This is a genomic window from Bdellovibrionales bacterium (genome assembly GCA_019750295.1).
Lineage (GTDB): Bacteria > Bdellovibrionota > Bdellovibrionia > Bdellovibrionales > JAGQZY01 > JAIEOS01.
Genome location: JAIEOS010000026.1, coordinates 1 through 16,815 on the forward strand (window position 1 = coordinate 1; position 16,815 = coordinate 16,815).

Genomic DNA, 16,815 nt, shown 5'->3' on the forward strand with positions numbered 1-16,815 from the left:
GAACTTTAAATTTTAATTTTTTATATTTTAAACTCGAAAAAACATGAATTGCTGCAGCTTATCCACAGATCCGGGCAACGATTGGAAGGTCAAAGAAAAAAATTAAAATCTCGTTTATTACACCTTCCAATCATTGGAATCTTAATAGATTAAGAATATTTTTGCGAGTACCTTGACCCTCCTATGTGGGGAAGCTCCATATTTGAGGTAGAGGCAAGTAATTCCCCAATAATAAAAGGAGTTTTTATGCATGAAGTGAACGTGGCAGGGATGACCTGCCAAATTTTGAAAAAGGTTGATCCCAACGCGAAGATAGCCGTCGATCTCAGCAAAGGCATAGTGAGTGTGGAAACGATCGTTTCCGAAGTTCAAGTTTTTTTGGAGACCTTCTAGAGTTAGGTATTACTTCTCTAACCGCTGGCGAAGATCCTTGTTGGCTTGGACGGCTTCTTCTAAAAATTTGATTTCGGTTTTGATCGACTCCATACGACCAATGGAGTCCTCTAAGGCCATTTCTCGCGATTCGAAATCGACTTCGCTGATCGTACGATTTTTTATCAGCTGCTGACCTTGCTCAACTCCGGCTTTATAAATCTCGCGCAGTTTTTCGGCAAAACTCAAAGACCGTTGCAGATTTTCGATTTTAGATCGATAGGCTCGATCTCGCAGCTCGATTATGGGACGACGCAGGTCCGCGTTGGAGTTCCCCTCGGCCATTATGCGGTACCCCGCCACTTGGGCTTCGGTTTTCGTGTCGAGAACTAGATTTTGAAAGGTAACCACACGCATCTCTGCATTGAAATATTCCACAGCCTTGAGAGCAAAGTTTGTTTTGGAAATGATATTTTTAGAGTACAGACTGGTGGCACGATCAAATTGCTTTTTAGAAAAATTCTTTTGCAATACGGCCGTGGCTAAAAGCCCTTCAGCGCTGTTCCACTCGCTAATCGCTTTGGTCTGAGCCTCTTGCTGCTCGATGGAGCGATGAGTGATCTGCGGCTGATCGACGGCATACGTTTTTTGAAAAACTGCGATCTCCCCGGCCTCTGCCGCAAAACTTAAAGTGATGGATAATGCAGCAAAAATAGAATTCTTCATCGGTCTCCCTGGGTCGTGATTGAATAACTGATGAAGTCTGTTTTATAAAGAGCAGCGTCAAGCATAGGCCAGACTTGTAAAAGTTTTATGACGAGAGCCAAAACAGGCTATTAAACTGACACTATTATTTTCTTTTCTGTGTCCCACAGGAGTGACTTTAGGGACTGGGAGATTTCGCTCAAGTGAATCTGCTTCACATTCGAGAACTCAGTCTCCAGAGCCTTGTGGCAGTCCGCTAACCTGTAGTTGGGTATGGCCGTGGAAAGATGGTGGACGTGGTGATAGCCAATATCGGCAGTAAACCAATTGAGGACGGCAGGGAGTTTGAGGTAACTTGTCCCCTCGAGGGCCGCACGTATCGGATCCACTTCTTGGGCGTCGACGGCGTAAGAGTTTTCAAAATTATGCTGAACGGTAAAAAATAAGATGCCAATTCCTCCAGCTAATGAGAGCGAAATCGTATACACCATAAAAAAGTTGTAAGTCCCCATCGCCTGACTCATAAAGTACCAGCACAACAAAAGGGCCACATTGTTATAAGTCATATGACGAAACTCCTTAGGTGTTTTCCACTTTCGAGAAGGACACTCTTTAAGTAACTGCAATGCCGCCCTCGGCGATTGAGAAATCGCCGCGACGAGAACTCTTTTGAACAAGAGAATGATTCCTAAAAACCAATTGAATCTGGGATTAAAGAGCACATAAAGAAATCCCCCAATAAAAATAATAGCCAACGGATGACGTAGCCGGCGATAGCGAGACTGCTCCGAGGAGCTGAGTTGACGGTAATCGAGCGACGTCATTATATTTAGCGGCCCTCGGTACTGAGACCAATCTCCGTTCGTCTTGTGGTGGTAAGCATGATGCTTCGACCAAACATACTGGGGCATTCCGGTCAGCACACCCAAAATGTATCCCGCAGCCTGGTTGGCTCGAGAGGAGGAAAACAACACACCGTGACCGCAATCATGCATTAAAACAAAAAATCGTAAAATGAAAAAAGCGAGAATCACGCTGAAAGGAATGACCAAAAAACCAGAAACTCCAAGAGTCAGGACGTACAAGTATCCGACACCCACAAAAAGTCCAAACGTTATTAAAATTTGTCGGAGAGCAATCAGATTTGATTTTGCCGTGTACGGCTTTAAGGACTCGTGCCACATCTTTTTATTCATCGAATCCCTTCTGCTCTTATTGGAATGTCTGGAAGAGACTCACATTGTGACGGATAATTGGTCTGATGCAAGGAAGAACTGTTATATTCCTCGCAATGTAACTTCCACAATTGAACTCAGGGATTTGTTGAACTCTTATCAAAACTCGACGATACTCGCACTCTATGGAGCTCATTGCCATTCCCCTTGTGGCGGCTTTTGCATCTCTCGTGACTTTCTTCTCGGGATTCGGTCTTGGAACCATTCTTACGCCGGTCTTTGTTCTTTTTTTTTGTCCGAGCTCGCGATCACAATGACGGCGATCGTTCATTTGCTGAATAACCTTTTTAAGTGGGTTCTTGTTGGAAAACATACGGATCTAAAAATTCTCATTCGCTTTGGAGGGCCAGCCGTTCTTTTCGCTATTGTGGGCGCTTGGGTGTTGAACTCTTTGGCAAGCACTCCTCCCGTCACCAACTACACCCTATTCGATCGGGTGTATGAAATTCATGCGGTGAAATTTGTGATCGCTTCTCTTATGATTTTCTTTATGCTGTTTGAACACCTCCCCGCTCTTAAAAACCTGAAGTGGAGTCAGAAATATTTAAGTTTGGGACCATTGCTTGCCTGATTGATCTAGGTCGCCTGGCGATGTACACGCACTCTTTTGACAAAGAGAGCTTAACTCCCCATCTCCCCTTACTCCTCCTCACAACAACTTTCGCTTTTCTTGGCGCCTATGTCGGTCATCATTTCCTCAAAAAACTCACCATGGATTCGGTTCAAAAGATTGTAGCCGCGATGCTCGGACTATTAGCCATCGCCCTGGGCCTAGGGATTTTGTAGAAGATTTGGAGAAGCGCGGCACTCACTTAGACGCCTTAGGCCTCAAATCGGCAATGAAGGTCGCCGCTAGGGGGATTTACTCTCCCTGATGGCTTTGATAAGTGTGAATTCTGGAGGTTATGTATGAAGAGTCTTATTCTATTTTCGTTCTTGGCTTTGGGGGTGACTCCGGCCGTCGCTTCTCAAAAACTCACTCAACTGAAACAACAAATTATTTCGACCGCAAAGAAGTATCAAGGTCAGGGCGATCCTGATTTTAAAATTCAAAATACCATCGAACCAATGGTGGAACAGTTACTAAAAATCGCTCCGCCGCAAGCTCCGATCAAAGATCGCCTCGCAGTTCTTGCCGGAACTTGGAAACAAGTTTGGGGACCCTATGATTACCGAAACGACGATCGCGGAGTAGATCCCGAGTTGGGCGTCAACGAAATCTACCAACTGGTGTCCATCGACGGTTACTACTATAACGTAAGCCCTCAGTATCCCAAAGGCGACAAAACGAAAGAGCGCATCGGTCTCCTTCGCGGCGAGTACACGCTCAGCTCCAGCGAATCCAACGGACTGGATGTGCGTTTCACAAAGTTCACCGGAGTGGAAGGTCGACCCACCGATAAGATTTGGACATTGGCCGCCCTTTCCGAAAACGGAACTCTCGACAATGAGTTTACGGTGGTGCCATCGCTCATCGTCAAATTGTTTTTTGGGAGTGGAACGCTCATCGAAGTTTACACCGACAAAGATCTTCGAATTCTCTATGGCACCGGCGCCAATTTTTCGGAGCCCTATCTTTACGTCATGACTCGAGTGAAATAACTCACGTTCAAGTGGAGGTGCGACAGCTCCCGCGGTCGCACCTGTCTCAATGATTAAAAGTTATAGGACAACGAAAAAAGTCCGTAGATATTTGTTGCGAAGTTATTGACCTTATCGTTCTTCGCCCCGCCATCGAGAAATCGAAAAACAAATCCCGCTTCCCAATCTTCTGAAAACAACTGGCTGATCTGAACCATGGCATCGATGGCTCGCCCTTGAGAGCTTCCGGCCGCATCCATTTGCGCACGAAAATACCAAGATTCCATAAGTCTCCATTGAAGGCCGAAATAAATTAAAGGCACAAAACCGAAGTCGGTGTAACCCTCTTGGATCACACCCTGGGTGAGACGAATCTCAGCGTCTCGAACCTTTGCGGTCACCCCTAAATCCCAACGCAGATTTTCACTGGAAACAAAATGGTGAACGTAACCCCAGCGAAAAGAATTGAATTTGTAATAGACATCGATGGGAGATCCTGCCGCAAACGTTTGCTGATCAAAGGGACTCGCCAGAGCGGGAGTGACTTTCGAGCGAAGTGAAAACGGCGCGACCACAAAACGCAAAGACCCCGACTCCCATAATCTCCACAGCCCTTCCAGGCGATAGGACAACTCCGTCTCCTCGGGGACATCAATCCGTGCGCCCGTTGAGGTGGGGATTTGAAAGTAATTACGAAGCGAGTGAGCCGCACCGACTTCAAGACGCACTTGAGACTCGCTGGCCACGGCGGTATTCACTAGAAAAATGCAGATAATGAAAATTCTTAAAATGGTCATAGCATAAGATAAGGGATCGTTCTCAAAATGCAACGTCGAACTTTTCAGCGAAAATTAAAGATTAGACAGTTGTCATGTTTCTAATCAACTATAAGAGTTTTAGACAACTGAAAAAACGGCATACAGCTTACTCCTCTTGTTTGTAGAACACGGGGGGCACGTATGGGTTCAAATCAATTCAAAGTTATTTTCTTTTCATTCAGCTTAGCTTTATCAGCTTGCGGCAACAAAGGCTTCGTTTCTGCAACCACAAGCACTAGAGATGCATCAGTAGACGTCGGCCAGCCGCAAAATTCGGGACCTCAATCCTACACTCTTCCCGTCGCCGTTGGACGCGAGCCCGCTTCATCCAATGAGCAGAGCCAACCTCCGGCTGCGAATCAAAACAACAACGTTGTTCGTGTTCCAGCAGGTTCAACAATGCCTAAATCTCCTGTAGTGAACACACAGATGCCTTCAGGCTCCACGAGCAATCCAACCATGCAGAACCAGCAAGCGCAAAACCAACAGTCCACAACTCAAATGACGGTGAACAACAATACCCAAAATCAACAAAGCACGACTCAGACTCAGGTGAACAACACTACTCAAACTCAGACCCAGACTCAAACGCAAACTCCGACTCAAACCGTGACAGAATCTCCTCTCGATATCCCCGATGTCCCTGTTCGCTCTTGTTCACTTTCGTCATTGCGCGCTCAACTTTCGGCTCAGTTTGTCAACGGACGAGCTCGTTCAGCCGCTCTCGTCGACTATACCTACTGTCTCTTTTACGGTCGTAACTATGATCCTTCGGGACGCGGCTTCTGGAGAACTGTGACATCTCAAATCAATCCTTTAAGCATGGAACAGTACTACGGTGTTCTTTTTCACTCCGCCGAGTTTCAAGCCACAGTGAGCGGACTCTCCAATTCCCAATATGTCGATCTCATTTACAATCGGGTCTTGGGTCGCGCTGCCGATGCCGCAGGAAAAAACTTTCACGTGTCGAGCTTAAATGCAGGCGCGTCTCGCTACGATCTTTACATGGCTTTTATCAACAGTGGAGAATTTCAAAATGCATTTGCTCCCGTCATCAATCATCACGAAGCGGTTGCATTTCTGTACGCTCGAATCTTAAATCGCACCCAAGCCGAGTTCGATAATGATGAGGGCACTGGCTTCTGGATGGGATCCATCGCCGTACACCGCTCTGGTCGACGCATCTCCACAGAAGAGCTTGCGATCTCGTTCGCGAATTCTTCCGAGTTTGAACAGCTCTTTCTCCGCGATGACTTATCTGCACGAGGCGTTGTACGATTGGCTTACAAATTCTTCCTTCAGCGCGAACCCGAAGCGGCTGGTCTCGCTTACTGGACAGGAGTATTAAGAACTCATGCGGGAAATAAAAATGTCTACACTCAGGACGACTTCCTTCAGCACTTGGCCCCACACTTCGTTGCATCTCAGGAGTTTAAGAATAACAACCCTTGGTACAACAGTATGTCTGCGGTTTACGATTACTAAAAGTCACTCTTAAGACTAAATAATCAAGCGGGATTCCTATCCCGCTTTTTTTTTGGCTTTTCACACCCCTCATATGCTCGAGCCACTCGACGTTCAGAGCTGCATTCAAGCATTCGATACTGCCGATTTCCTACGCAAATATTTAAAACTTGCGAACCCGACCTCTCCTGGTTACGCTCATTGAAAATACCATGGAGGATTTATGACAAAAGTTATCTTTTCGCTTTTTACTATATTTATCGCCACATCTTGCACATCATCTTCGAAACCACTTCCCAACGCCGAAGGCGCAGCAACGGCTGGTTTTCAAGAGGGAACAGACATGGGTGGGTACAACCAGTATAAATTTGAAGGACTCGACTGTAAGGAAGTGAAGCCCGAAGCTCTCGCCGAGTGCAAAGTAGAACGACTCACTATCACCTATGGTTCTGATCTTAAACTCCATGAAACCGACGGAGCCGTGACGAGAATGGCGCTACCGATCCCGACCTCTGATGTTACAGTCAAAAAGGGTGACGTTGTCACATTTACCGGGACCTTTGAGCTCGTCATGAGCAGCACCCGCCTAGGAATGAAAACTTGGAAAACCACAGGCCTCAAGCTAAAAAAGGTTTAAATTCGAACGCTTCGGTGCTATTTGTAAAAAAAACGCCAAAACGGTCACTCTAGAGTGGTCCGAAAACTCTAGGGAGGCCTTTCATGAGAATTATCAATAACAGCGCAGTTTCATTTCATTTCACTTTAAAAGTGGACGGCCAGCAGATCGAAAGCTCCTTTGGCGATGAACCTTTAGCTTATCTGCATGGTCACAAGGCCATCGTTCCTGGTCTTGAGGATGCTCTTAACGGAAAAGCCAAGGGCGACAAATTTAACATCACCCTTCCCCCTGAAAAAGCTTATGGAGTTCGTAACGAAGGCCTCGTGCAAAAAGTCCCTCGCCAAGATTTCCCCGAGGAGCTTGAAGCCGGAATGCAGTTTCAAGTCGACACGCCTCAAGGCCCAATGGTGGTCACGGTCACACAAGTCACCGATAGCGAAGTCACTATTGATGCCAACCCAGAGATGGCTGGCCAAACTTTAAACTTCGAAATCGAAGTGATGGATGTTCGCGCGGCCACCGCAGAAGAATTGGCCCACGGTCATGTGCATGGTCCCGGCGGACATCACCACGGTTAGAATCAAAAACTGTGCTTAATATCTACATCGACGCCGATGCTTGCCCCGTAAAAAACGAAACTTACAAAGTGGCGGCTCGCTATAAGCTGACTGTGTACGTGGTCGCCAATCAGCATTTGAATGTTCCTTTGGATCCGTTGATTCGTATGGAAACGGTCAGCGGTGGATTTGATGCGGCCGATGACTGGATCGTTGAGCAAGCCAACGCGGGTGATGTCGTCATCACTTCGGATATTCTTCTTGCCCAGCGCTGTGTGGAAAAACACGTGCGCGCCTTAAGCCCTAAAGGGGATGAGTGGACTGAGGACAATATCGGCAGCGCCACTTCTCACCGAGAACTGATGCAAAATTTAAGGCACATGGGCGAACGCCACGGCCCGGCGGCAATGACTCCGCAAAACCGATCTCAATTTTTAAATAAACTGGATCAAATCATTCAGTCCGAAAAAAACAAGCGACCCAAATAGATTTTTTTAAAGAGTCGTCGGCTAGAGGAACTTATCTTGCATTGATATTGGGAATTCTCTTCCGAAAGTATTTTAAACTTGGCTTTTCAATTCCGTAGTAGATGATACTGCAAAAAATAAAAATGACCGCGACGTAAGAGAGAAACACCCCCGTTCGAGTCATTAAATCTGCTGTCAAAAAACGAGAGCTCGGTAATAACTTATAAAGTACCTTTTGAGCCAAGGTGTGCGTCATGTACAAGGAGTATGAAATGTCCCCGAGAAACACGGAAACTCCGCTTCCCCAAAAAAAACTCGGCCGATCGCTATACAAAGATAAAATAAAAATGAGGGATGAGAATCCCAAAAGAACGGCGGGCACATTGAACAACTCTCTCAAATATCCCGCCCCCAGAATCAGACCGACACTTGCCAGAACCCCCACTGTAAACAAGTCCCGCCCTGTTTGACTCGATCGACCAAAGCTCCAAGGTGTCCATCTCAGGAGATAACAAATGTCCGCCCCTAAAATAAAAAGGGGCACAACAAGAAGCATTTCGTAAAAAACAACATTCTCTCGACTCAGCATCCAAAAAATCCCAAGACCCAACGAAAAAACAGCCAACAGCACCGCAGCTAAGACCGTTCTCAAGCGAGTAAAAATAAACATGGAGATCAGCGGAAACAAAATATAAACAAACCACTCCGAACTGATGGACCAGGACGGATAGTTCCAATTCAATTGAAAATGAGGAACCCACGTCTGTGCTAACAATAAATTGAGGAAAAAATCTCCAGAGCTGTAACCGGTCTCGGTCATCGAGTAGCCCCATCGGCGACCGATAAGGACCATCGCGAAAACGATCAAAAGTGTGACCAAATGAACCGGATAAATCCTCGCCCCACGAAGCAGCAAAAACACACCGATTTTTTTCAACGAGAAATCCCTAAAACTTTCGCCATAATTTAAAGCAAGAACGAATCCACTCAACATAAAAAAGCCAGGGACCGCCATCGGACCGTTTCCTACGATGGGACTTAAAATCTCGAGGCTTGGAAAAAAAATTAAGACATCGTTCCAAAAATGGTACAGTACCACCCACAAGGCCAGGTAGCCCCGTAGACTCGTGAGAGAGTCTATTTTTTTATTGGGTCGAAAAGTACCGGTTTGCATTTACACCAGTGTAAGTCACTTTCGGGCCTTTAGCCAATCGATAAGTCGATCAGGATAATCTGTGATAATTCCATCCACCTTCATATCGACCAACTTTTTCCAGGATTTTTCGTCATTCGCCGTCCAAGGGATCACTTGAATTCCCGCGGCATGCAAAGCTTTAACGTCCTCTGGAGTGACCCAGTTGTGTTGGGGGGATATTGTTTTGACCTTAGCGGCTTTCGCTGCGGCCACGAAATCGACATGATTCTCACCGATCAATAAAATTGTGGGAACCTCTGGCGCAATTTTCTGGGTCGCAAAAAGAGTGCGATCGTCAAAGGACTGAATGCGAATGTTTTTAATAAATCCTGCCGAGCGAGCGACATCGACGATGAGTTTTGCAAACGCTTCGGGCTCTGGAGCAAATTCGGCGTACCCTGGAGAGATTTTGGTTTCGATATTAAAATCGACCGCGCGCAAGCCCTTGAAGGATTGACCTTTGACGAAGTCAAAAAGCTCTTGGAGCGTCGGTATCTTTGTTTTTGGAACTGGTATCTGATCTTTAAAGCGCGGGTTTTTTAAAGTCCCGCAGTCATATGTTTTGAGATCTTTTAGTGAAATCTTTCGGATCGGTACTGGGTTTTGGAGGCGCTGGCCTTTACCATCAAGACAGAGATCAGGATTTAAAAAGGGGTCATGAGAAATCACCGGGATATTGTCCGACGTGACAGCGATATCGAGCTCTAAGACATCGACCCCCTTTTCGAGGCCAAAGGCGAAGGCGGGAATCGTATTTTCAGGACGAAGTCCTCGAGCTCCACGATGCCCTTGCACTTCAATCTTTGCAAGAGCGGCAGAGGACGGCGCTTGCAGCATAACGATCAAAAAACCTAAAATAAGCATAAATTCTCCTACCCTATTCCCAAGATCTCTTTACAAATTTCCATCTGCTTATCGATCTCCATCATCGCTTTTTTAAGTTTACGAAGATCTCGGTCGTCGATTTCTTTTTCGAACATCGGTTGCACGACCGGTCGTTTTTTGAGCCAAGCTCCGTAGCGCGCAGCGTAGGTTTCGGGGATGCCGATTCGTAGCGCTGCTAAACGAGCATTGCCGTCCACAAGATACTCCACCATAAATTTAAGAGTTTCTAGAGTGAGAATATTTTGATGAGCTTTAAGCTTAGTGGAAAATCCCATTTGTCGAAGTCTCACGGAACGCACCTTTCCGGTTGAATCACTAGGATAAAAGCCTACACGAATAATGAGGACTTCTCCACTTCTGTTTTGCCACGTGGCCAACTCCGCAGTATTCTAAGGTGGCATGAGTCTTTACGGAAAAATTCGCAGTTTATTCACCAAAGGACCGGCATCGAGCTCCCGCCGACTCAAAATTTGCGAATTAAATGCCGAAAATCTGTTTATTTCCCTGGAGTACTACGAGAACAATGACTTCGAAAATATTTCGGAAAGCCAGTGGCGCCAACTCGCACTTCCGCAACTTCGCCACAAACAAAAACCGCTGAGTAAAGTGTGGGGTTTGCACAATGCCATCTTGGACATCAATCCGGATATCCTGATGCTGATCGAAGTGGGCGGCAAAGAATCTCTGGATCACTTTAACCGTTATTTTCTTAAAGAGGCTTATAAGGTTCACTACATCGAAACTAATTCTAAGCGCGGAATCGATCTGGCATTTCTTCTTAAAAAAGATCTCGTCTACACCGCGAAAACAGTTTCCAATCGCGAAACTCCCGTAAAAATTCCACTTCTGCAGGGAACACGCTGGACCACGCGATTTTCGCGGGACGTGGTTGAACTGCATCTCTTTGAAAACTCTGAACTCAAACTTATTTTACTTTTGACTCACCTCAAATCCAAAATCAGCACGGAAACAGATTTCCAGGGACGTGATCTCCGCCGCGCCGAAGCTGAAGCTCTCGCAAATCTCTACGAAAATATTCGGAAAAAACATCCTGAGGTCGGTGTTGTGGTCGGGGGAGATTTTAATTCCGACCTTAAAAGTCCGGAGCTAGAGCTGATATTAAACACAGATCTCTCAGATTTTCACGACCTCCTCGAAAGCTCCGAAGAAAGCCGCATTTCGCTCGTGCACTTCGATTATCAGGGAAAAGCTCATCCCCAAACTCTCGATTATTTACTCGTCTCTCCCCATCTTAAAAACAAGGTCATCAAAGAAGAGTCTTACACCTACCGTTACAAGAGTTTTTACGATCTTCCTCACCCGCTCCCAACAACAGTTCACGAGCGCTATCATATGCCATCTGATCACTTCCCCTTAGTGGTGACTTTAGAAATTTAAAATGAATGTGAGATAGATCTCAACTTTATTTTGTGTTAGGGTGCTCGCTATGGATACCAAGAACTTCTCCTGGCTCGGTCAAAAAAAGTGGATAGCTCTGATTGTTGTGGTCTTGGTCATAGTATTGATTCGTATTTACGCGCATGGGTATCTGCTTAAGAAAACTCAAGAGTATTTGGCCACCTTTTCTCCGGTCTACTCAGGCCATATAGACGATTTAAAATTGCGCATTTTGCGTGGGTCTTATGGCTTTAAAAATTTAACTCTGACATTGCGAAAAAAACCTATTCGATTTCTCGAAGTCCAAGATATTGATGTCACCATCGACTGGGGCGAACTCTTTAAGGGAAATATTCGGACGGACATTCGCGCCGATCAACTCAAACTTCTTTATAGCGATTACGTCATCGATCAAATTTCCCAAGCGCCCCAGGAAAACGCGGAGCAAGCCAAATCCGCAGGCGAAACACTATTCCCGGTTTCCATTGAGAAGATCAATCTTGTGAATAGCACCATCGCCAGCGCCGACTTTTTCGGGGTCTCTGATCAACTGCCCGTAGTTGTGGAAGACCTCAACGCCGAAATCACGAACCTCACTCCGACTCCACCCCGACAAATATCCTACTATAAATTTGATGGGAAAATCGGTAAGACCTCTCCTCTCGAGATCTCGGGAAATTTTAATATGTTCAACTCTCCCGTAGATTGGAATGCCCGGGTCATGATCAAAGAATTTATCCTTAAGACAACCAATCCTTGGATGCTTCAAGCGGCCCCGCTTTCCTTTAAAAAAGGATCCTTAAGTATCTATTCGGAGGCCCAGTCGATCTCGGGAAAAATTAAAGGCTACGCGAAACCGTTTGTGAGCGATGCCGAATTTGTTGGGGATGATAAAGACTTTAAAGGATTTGATCAGTTGGGAATTGAAATTGGCTTAGCCGCCCTGAACATGTTTTTCCAAAACCCCGAAAATCAAACCGTGGCCACCAAAGTGGAGTTTTCCTATGAAGATCAAAAATTCGAATGGAACTTTTGGCAGGCTCTCAAAGGTTTGTTTAAAAACGGCTACAAAGAAAAGCTTTCCGAAGGTTTTGATAGCCCTGGCAAAAACAGCACCGTCGATTTCGGCAAATAATCTTTGATAATCCCTAGTTTTTCATTACGAAAATGTAATGTCGAAGTAGGGTGAGGGCAATAGTAATTTGCTAGTCTTCGAGTGTGACACCTTTTGCCTCGAAATCAGCCGCATGCAATCTCTTAGTTACAGGCCTAGTGATTACCCTTCTCTTCAATAGTCCGGCACTGTTGCTTCTAATTCACCATGCACCTCCTACTGCAAACATTAATAAATTATTTTTTATTTCGAGCTTTTTCGTTCTCTACAGTTTAGTCCTGCTGTCTCTCCTCCCTTTTTATATTTTCAATTTTCTCCGAACAGGATCCTTTTTCGTCTTATGCATCTCAGCCGCAACAACCTATTTTACGTACAAATTCGGAATTATTTTCGACGAAACCACAAGCCGCAGCATCTTCGAGACAACCTACGGGGAAGCGAGTCAGTACATGAATTGGAGGTTAGTGGCATGGCAATTCGTATTTATTTTTGCGGCTGGCTCTTACATTTCTCTATTTCGATGGGAAAAAGAGAATCTTTTAACTCGATTGTCTTTAAGTTTAAAAATTACTGCTTTGGCCACGATTGTTTTTACCTGTGTGGGCCTAACATTTTATAAGGATTACGCAACATTCCTAAGAAATAACCAACAGTTCAGACACTTGTTGCAACCCATCGGTCCGGTCTATCAGATAGCAAAATTTTTGAAATTAAAATACTTCCCCAAAACAATAACCTACACGCCTATCGGACTCGATGCTCATCGCAAAACCGGAACCAATCAGCGAGAGCGTTTAGTTGTTTTCGTTCTGGGAGAAACGGCGCGTTCGGATCACTTTAGTATTAACGGCTACATCGAAAATTTGACCACCCCGGAGTTACAGCAGTGGCCTATAGTGAGTTTACCAAGAGTTCAGGCCTGTGGTACGGCAACATCGATATCGGTCCCTTGCCTTTTCTCTAATCTTGGTAGAAGCAGATTTGAGTCCAGCCTAGCCGCATCCCGTGGAAATCTATTGGATGTGGCACTTCAGGCACACTATAAAGTCAGTTGGCTCGATAACAATACGGGCTGTCAGGGAGTTTGTAATCGAGTTGGAGAATCCAGTTTAGACAAATATAGAAGTGCGAAGATTTGCAAATCCGGAACTTGTTATGACGAAATATTAATAAAAGCTTTAAAAGAGATTGGACAAGATCATGAGGATCATTTTGTAGTTTTGCATATGTTAGGAAGTCATGGGCCCTCCTACCATTTACGATATCCCGAGGAGTTTAAGAAATTTAAGCCCTCATGTGACACTAACGAGCTGGGCCAATGTACTCGAGAACAGGTTAAAAATACTTACGATAATACCATCGCGTATACGGATCATATTCTTTCAGAAATCATTCGATATCTAGACTCTCTATCGGATCTTAAGGACACCGCTTTGATTTACGTTTCGGACCACGGAGAATCGTTAGGAGAAAATGGCCTCTATCTTCACTCCCTCCCCTATTTTATGGCACCCAAAGAACAAAAAAGCGTACCGATGATTTTTTGGTTTTCTCCGAACCTAAGAAAAAGCAAACAAACTGGAGCGCTAGCTCTAAAATCGCCAGGATTGTGCCAATATACCCATGACAACATATTCTCGACCACCCTCGATATACTAGATATACAGACCGATATTTACCAACCCGACCTCGATTTATTAAAAATCGATCCCCAATTTTGTAGTTCGCAAAACTAAAATTTAGGATGATTGCTGCACAGAACTCTTCTCTAAAACACGCTTGTAAAATACATACCCAATCCTCCGGGCACAAGCATCGGGGCAATGTAATAGGTGGTCGACTGGCCGGAAACTCTTTGCTCTTGATTCTCCTGATCTAGGTAATAAATTCCAAGACCATACATTATTCCAACTGTTGCACCCATTGTGACATCATGAAGAAAATGTTTATTATCATTAATGCGACTAAATCCCACAAAGGTAGCGAAAGTATATGCAGGAACCGACCAATACCATTTGTGATTCATTCCGATGATAGAGGCAAATGCAAATGCAGTTGTGGTATGTCCTGACGGAAAGGAATTTCTTCCGACTTTATTTGGACGAGTTTCGGGAATCAACTCTTTGATGACATTCGTAAATAGACCTGAGTAAAGTGAAGCTCGAAACATTTGAGACGCAAATCTTTGATAATCTTTGTCGTCAGTCCACAGATAAGCCGCGTACATACCACCAGCGTAAAGAGCATTAGGCACCAACTGTCCACCATAATCTCCATAAAGCGCGTAATCTCCGAGCGGTTTATGTTCGTTTGTTTCCTTCTGCAACCCCAGAATGATATCGTCTTTAAAAAAAATATAAAAGAATCCTGTAGTTGCTAAACCTAAATGAAAGTAGTGCTTTGCCTCGGTAGTGAAGGGGCTTATTGCATCTTTCTTCGCGGCCTGAAAAAGATTTTCACCGAAGGAGTTATTGACCAAAAGAATAAGAGCTAAAAAAAATTGACTCATGACTAGAAACTCCTTAGCAATCCGACAGCAAACCCAATTGATGTATAATCCGGATATCTATATTCTTTCCCGCTCACTTGGTCTTGAACAAAAAAATCACCGAGATAATACTTTCTAATTTGAATGGATGTTTGCAAGTCCCAATTCTCGCTCACCTCCCAGTTGACGCCACTAAAAGCAAAGATCATTAAACCCAAAGATGTTGAACTTTGGACACGAAAGTCCTGGGCGGACTGAGTTTGGCCCGACAACTTTTGAGCGTGAATACTAAAAGCTCCGATGCGAGCCCCCAAAACCCACTTGAGTGCCGAATACAGTTCTTGATGCCGAGTAAAGCCCGTTTCAAGATAGTATTTGGTCACTTGGACATCGCTTGTGGATTGAGGCGTATTCGATATACCAAGATATTGAAGCGGATCTTTGAGGTCATGAAATTGAGCCCCCAAAGACACATCATAGTACCACTGGTAGGGTGATTCTGTGGGTAAAATACGCAGAAAATCAACAGTACTCATGTACTCGAGAGCGACTGCGGAAGTGTCATGGGTTACAATTCCATTGGAACCATTGATACTGTAGTTGCCCCCGAAATAACTTGGTTTAAAATCGGCAAGACTCGGCGAACTCCAGGCGCAGAGTAAAAGCAAAAAAAATAAATGGGCTCCTAGTAAGGTCTTAGATTGGATCATCCCGTGCATAATTCCTCGACTTTTAAATTCTCACTTGAGTCTTAAGATTGTCATGGTCCCTTAGAAAGTAAAAAAAGTAAAGTTTTTCAACCGGGTGGCTTACCCTAGCTCGTCCTTAAAAACTGACCAAAAGCTTTGTCATCATTATCCCTTGTTCATACATGGGCATGACGGACCAGGAGTACTTTTGGGCATCCTTTTCTCCAGAGAGTTTCTTTTTTCCTAAGCGAGCAGCTGTTTTTCCACAGACGTAGCCCATCGCAATGCCCAACGGGTAGTCACTCGCCCAGTGAACTCCATTATTGACCATTTGAAATCCAAGGAGAGATAACCAAGTGACCTCCAACGGGCGCAGCCAATATTCATGCTCCGGATAGTTTTCAATGAGTACAGTAAAAGTGACCGTCGCAGTCATGATGTGACCACTAGGCATAGCGTCATACTTCGGAGTATTTGAACCATATTCGGAAATGCTCGGAAAAGGTCTCCAGGCGCCACGCTCCTCCGTCTTTACAAAAGGACTCTCACGACCGGTGGACCTTTTTATGATTTGGCTAAAAAATGTCGAGATCGCCATTCCGTGAACGAGCTGAAGACCTGTATTATAGGGGCGGTGGTTGTCAGAAAAATATCCATAACCGATCAAAGACCCTGCGATAGCGAAATGAGTAATACCATCTCCTAGAAAATAGAGCGCAGCGCCCGTATCCGCCGGAGTTCGAAGAGGCCATGGCCCAATTTTTACTAACTCTCGAGTTTGATCTTCATTACCTAGTCCCCACTTTCGACCCTTCATCTTTACATCTTCGTAGATATCTTCGTCATACTTATAGAGCAGAGCAGTTGAAGTAATGATCAACCCCCAATAGGGGATACTTTTCCTACTGAACCCCATCTTTAAAGATTCCCAGCCGGTCGTTGGTAGCTCGGTAACCACCGATAATAACCCAATTTTTTCTGGACCAGAGTTGTCCACGTCTGATAGGGGAGCAACCTGTGAGGCCTCCGGATCCGCAACTTGCCCCCAACTTCGATGGTAAACGACGAAGACCATTAATGCTAAAACGAAAACTTTCATATTTATTCCTGCTCGACAAAGCTGATGCACTGTCCCCTATATGTCTTTAAAAATGAGAATATCCCCAGGAACTTACACCGGTATTGCGAATACATTAAATTTTTGTAACTAAACTCTTTTTGGACCAAT

The 16,815-nt window shown here is 45.0% G+C and carries 20 protein-coding genes; 11 read left to right on the forward strand and 9 right to left on the reverse strand.

The window, feature by feature from the left end; all coding sequences use genetic code 11:
• Positions 1-246: 246 nt before the first annotated feature.
• On the forward strand, positions 247-393 hold the full coding sequence (locus K2Q26_06650) for a hypothetical protein (GenBank protein ID MBY0315178.1): 147 nt from the start codon (positions 247-249) through the stop codon (positions 391-393).
• Positions 394-402: 9 nt separating this feature from the next.
• Here the strand turns inward: K2Q26_06650 and K2Q26_06655 are convergent, their stop codons facing one another.
• Both K2Q26_06655 and K2Q26_06660 read right to left on the reverse strand, forming a co-directional pair.
• Positions 403-1,098 carry a hypothetical protein gene (locus K2Q26_06655; GenBank protein ID MBY0315179.1) on the reverse strand — a complete coding sequence of 232 codons (696 nt, stop codon included), beginning with the start codon at positions 1,096-1,098 and terminating at the stop codon, positions 403-405.
• A 110-nt stretch (positions 1,099-1,208) separates the two neighbouring features.
• Positions 1,209-2,273, reverse strand: coding sequence for a fatty acid desaturase (locus K2Q26_06660; GenBank protein MBY0315180.1), 1,065 nt, complete (start codon positions 2,271-2,273; stop codon positions 1,209-1,211).
• Between the two features lie 292 nt (positions 2,274-2,565).
• Here K2Q26_06660 and K2Q26_06665 point away from each other — a divergent pair, with 292 nt between their 5' ends.
• The 3 genes from K2Q26_06665 to K2Q26_06675 all read left to right on the forward strand — a co-directional run bounded on the left by K2Q26_06665 (position 2,566) and on the right by K2Q26_06675 (position 3,914).
• A complete protein-coding gene (locus K2Q26_06665) occupies positions 2,566-2,883 on the forward strand; it encodes a hypothetical protein (GenBank protein ID MBY0315181.1) in 318 nt (105 codons plus the stop codon).
• 20 nt (positions 2,884-2,903) lie between these two features.
• Positions 2,904-3,098: a hypothetical protein gene (locus tag K2Q26_06670; GenBank protein ID MBY0315182.1), complete on the forward strand. Its 195-nt coding sequence runs from the start codon at positions 2,904-2,906 to the stop codon at positions 3,096-3,098.
• Between the two features lie 123 nt (positions 3,099-3,221).
• Positions 3,222-3,914, forward strand: a complete 693-nt coding sequence (locus K2Q26_06675) for a hypothetical protein (protein ID MBY0315183.1) — start codon at positions 3,222-3,224, stop codon at positions 3,912-3,914.
• Positions 3,915-3,967: 53 nt separating this feature from the next.
• Here the strand turns inward: K2Q26_06675 and K2Q26_06680 are convergent, their stop codons facing one another.
• Positions 3,968-4,690, reverse strand: coding sequence for a hypothetical protein (locus K2Q26_06680; protein ID MBY0315184.1), 723 nt, complete (start codon positions 4,688-4,690; stop codon positions 3,968-3,970).
• A 162-nt stretch (positions 4,691-4,852) separates the two neighbouring features.
• Here K2Q26_06680 and K2Q26_06685 point away from each other — a divergent pair, with 162 nt between their 5' ends.
• The 4 genes from K2Q26_06685 (at position 4,853) to K2Q26_06700 (ending at position 7,839) form a co-directional block, all read left to right on the forward strand.
• Complete coding sequence (locus K2Q26_06685) at positions 4,853-6,196, forward strand: DUF4214 domain-containing protein (GenBank protein MBY0315185.1); 1,344 nt, start codon at positions 4,853-4,855, stop codon at positions 6,194-6,196.
• 202 nt (positions 6,197-6,398) lie between these two features.
• Entirely contained in the window at positions 6,399-6,812 is a 414-nt protein-coding gene (locus K2Q26_06690) for a hypothetical protein (GenBank protein MBY0315186.1), read from the forward strand.
• An 83-nt stretch (positions 6,813-6,895) separates the two neighbouring features.
• Complete coding sequence (locus K2Q26_06695; protein ID MBY0315187.1) at positions 6,896-7,372, forward strand: peptidylprolyl isomerase; 477 nt, start codon at positions 6,896-6,898, stop codon at positions 7,370-7,372.
• Positions 7,373-7,383: 11 nt separating this feature from the next.
• Positions 7,384-7,839: a YaiI/YqxD family protein gene (locus tag K2Q26_06700; protein MBY0315188.1), complete on the forward strand. Its 456-nt coding sequence runs from the start codon at positions 7,384-7,386 to the stop codon at positions 7,837-7,839.
• A gap of 31 nt (positions 7,840-7,870) precedes the next feature.
• On the opposite strand, the gene K2Q26_06705 is transcribed toward K2Q26_06700, so the two are convergent.
• The 3 genes from K2Q26_06705 to K2Q26_06715 are packed head-to-tail and all read right to left on the reverse strand — an operon-like array spanning position 7,871 to position 10,173.
• Complete coding sequence (locus tag K2Q26_06705; GenBank protein ID MBY0315189.1) at positions 7,871-8,992, reverse strand: acyltransferase; 1,122 nt, start codon at positions 8,990-8,992, stop codon at positions 7,871-7,873.
• Positions 8,993-9,007: 15 nt separating this feature from the next.
• Positions 9,008-9,877: a glycerophosphodiester phosphodiesterase gene (locus K2Q26_06710; protein ID MBY0315190.1), complete on the reverse strand. Its 870-nt coding sequence runs from the start codon at positions 9,875-9,877 to the stop codon at positions 9,008-9,010.
• Between the two features lie 8 nt (positions 9,878-9,885).
• Positions 9,886-10,173 carry a terminase small subunit gene (locus K2Q26_06715; protein ID MBY0315191.1) on the reverse strand — a complete coding sequence of 96 codons (288 nt, stop codon included), beginning with the start codon at positions 10,171-10,173 and terminating at the stop codon, positions 9,886-9,888.
• A gap of 124 nt (positions 10,174-10,297) precedes the next feature.
• On the opposite strand from K2Q26_06715, the gene K2Q26_06720 reads away from it, so the two are divergent.
• From K2Q26_06720 to K2Q26_06730, 3 genes are all read left to right on the forward strand, one after another.
• Positions 10,298-11,296, forward strand: coding sequence for an endonuclease/exonuclease/phosphatase family protein (locus K2Q26_06720; GenBank protein ID MBY0315192.1), 999 nt, complete (start codon positions 10,298-10,300; stop codon positions 11,294-11,296).
• A gap of 49 nt (positions 11,297-11,345) precedes the next feature.
• Entirely contained in the window at positions 11,346-12,431 is a 1,086-nt protein-coding gene (locus K2Q26_06725; protein MBY0315193.1) for a DUF748 domain-containing protein, read from the forward strand.
• A gap of 137 nt (positions 12,432-12,568) precedes the next feature.
• Positions 12,569-14,146: a sulfatase-like hydrolase/transferase gene (locus K2Q26_06730; GenBank protein ID MBY0315194.1), complete on the forward strand. Its 1,578-nt coding sequence runs from the start codon at positions 12,569-12,571 to the stop codon at positions 14,144-14,146.
• 32 nt (positions 14,147-14,178) lie between these two features.
• Here K2Q26_06730 and K2Q26_06735 read toward each other — a convergent pair whose 3' ends face one another.
• From K2Q26_06735 to K2Q26_06745, 3 genes are all read right to left on the reverse strand, one after another.
• Entirely contained in the window at positions 14,179-14,919 is a 741-nt protein-coding gene (locus tag K2Q26_06735; GenBank protein ID MBY0315195.1) for a phosphatase PAP2 family protein, read from the reverse strand.
• A gap of 2 nt (positions 14,920-14,921) precedes the next feature.
• Entirely contained in the window at positions 14,922-15,608 is a 687-nt protein-coding gene (locus K2Q26_06740; protein ID MBY0315196.1) for a hypothetical protein, read from the reverse strand.
• Positions 15,609-15,723: 115 nt separating this feature from the next.
• The gene (locus K2Q26_06745; GenBank protein MBY0315197.1) at positions 15,724-16,686 is read right to left on the reverse strand and encodes a phosphatase PAP2 family protein; all 963 of its coding nucleotides are present in this window, start codon (positions 16,684-16,686) and stop codon (positions 15,724-15,726) included.
• Between the last annotated feature and the right edge of the window lie 129 nt (positions 16,687-16,815).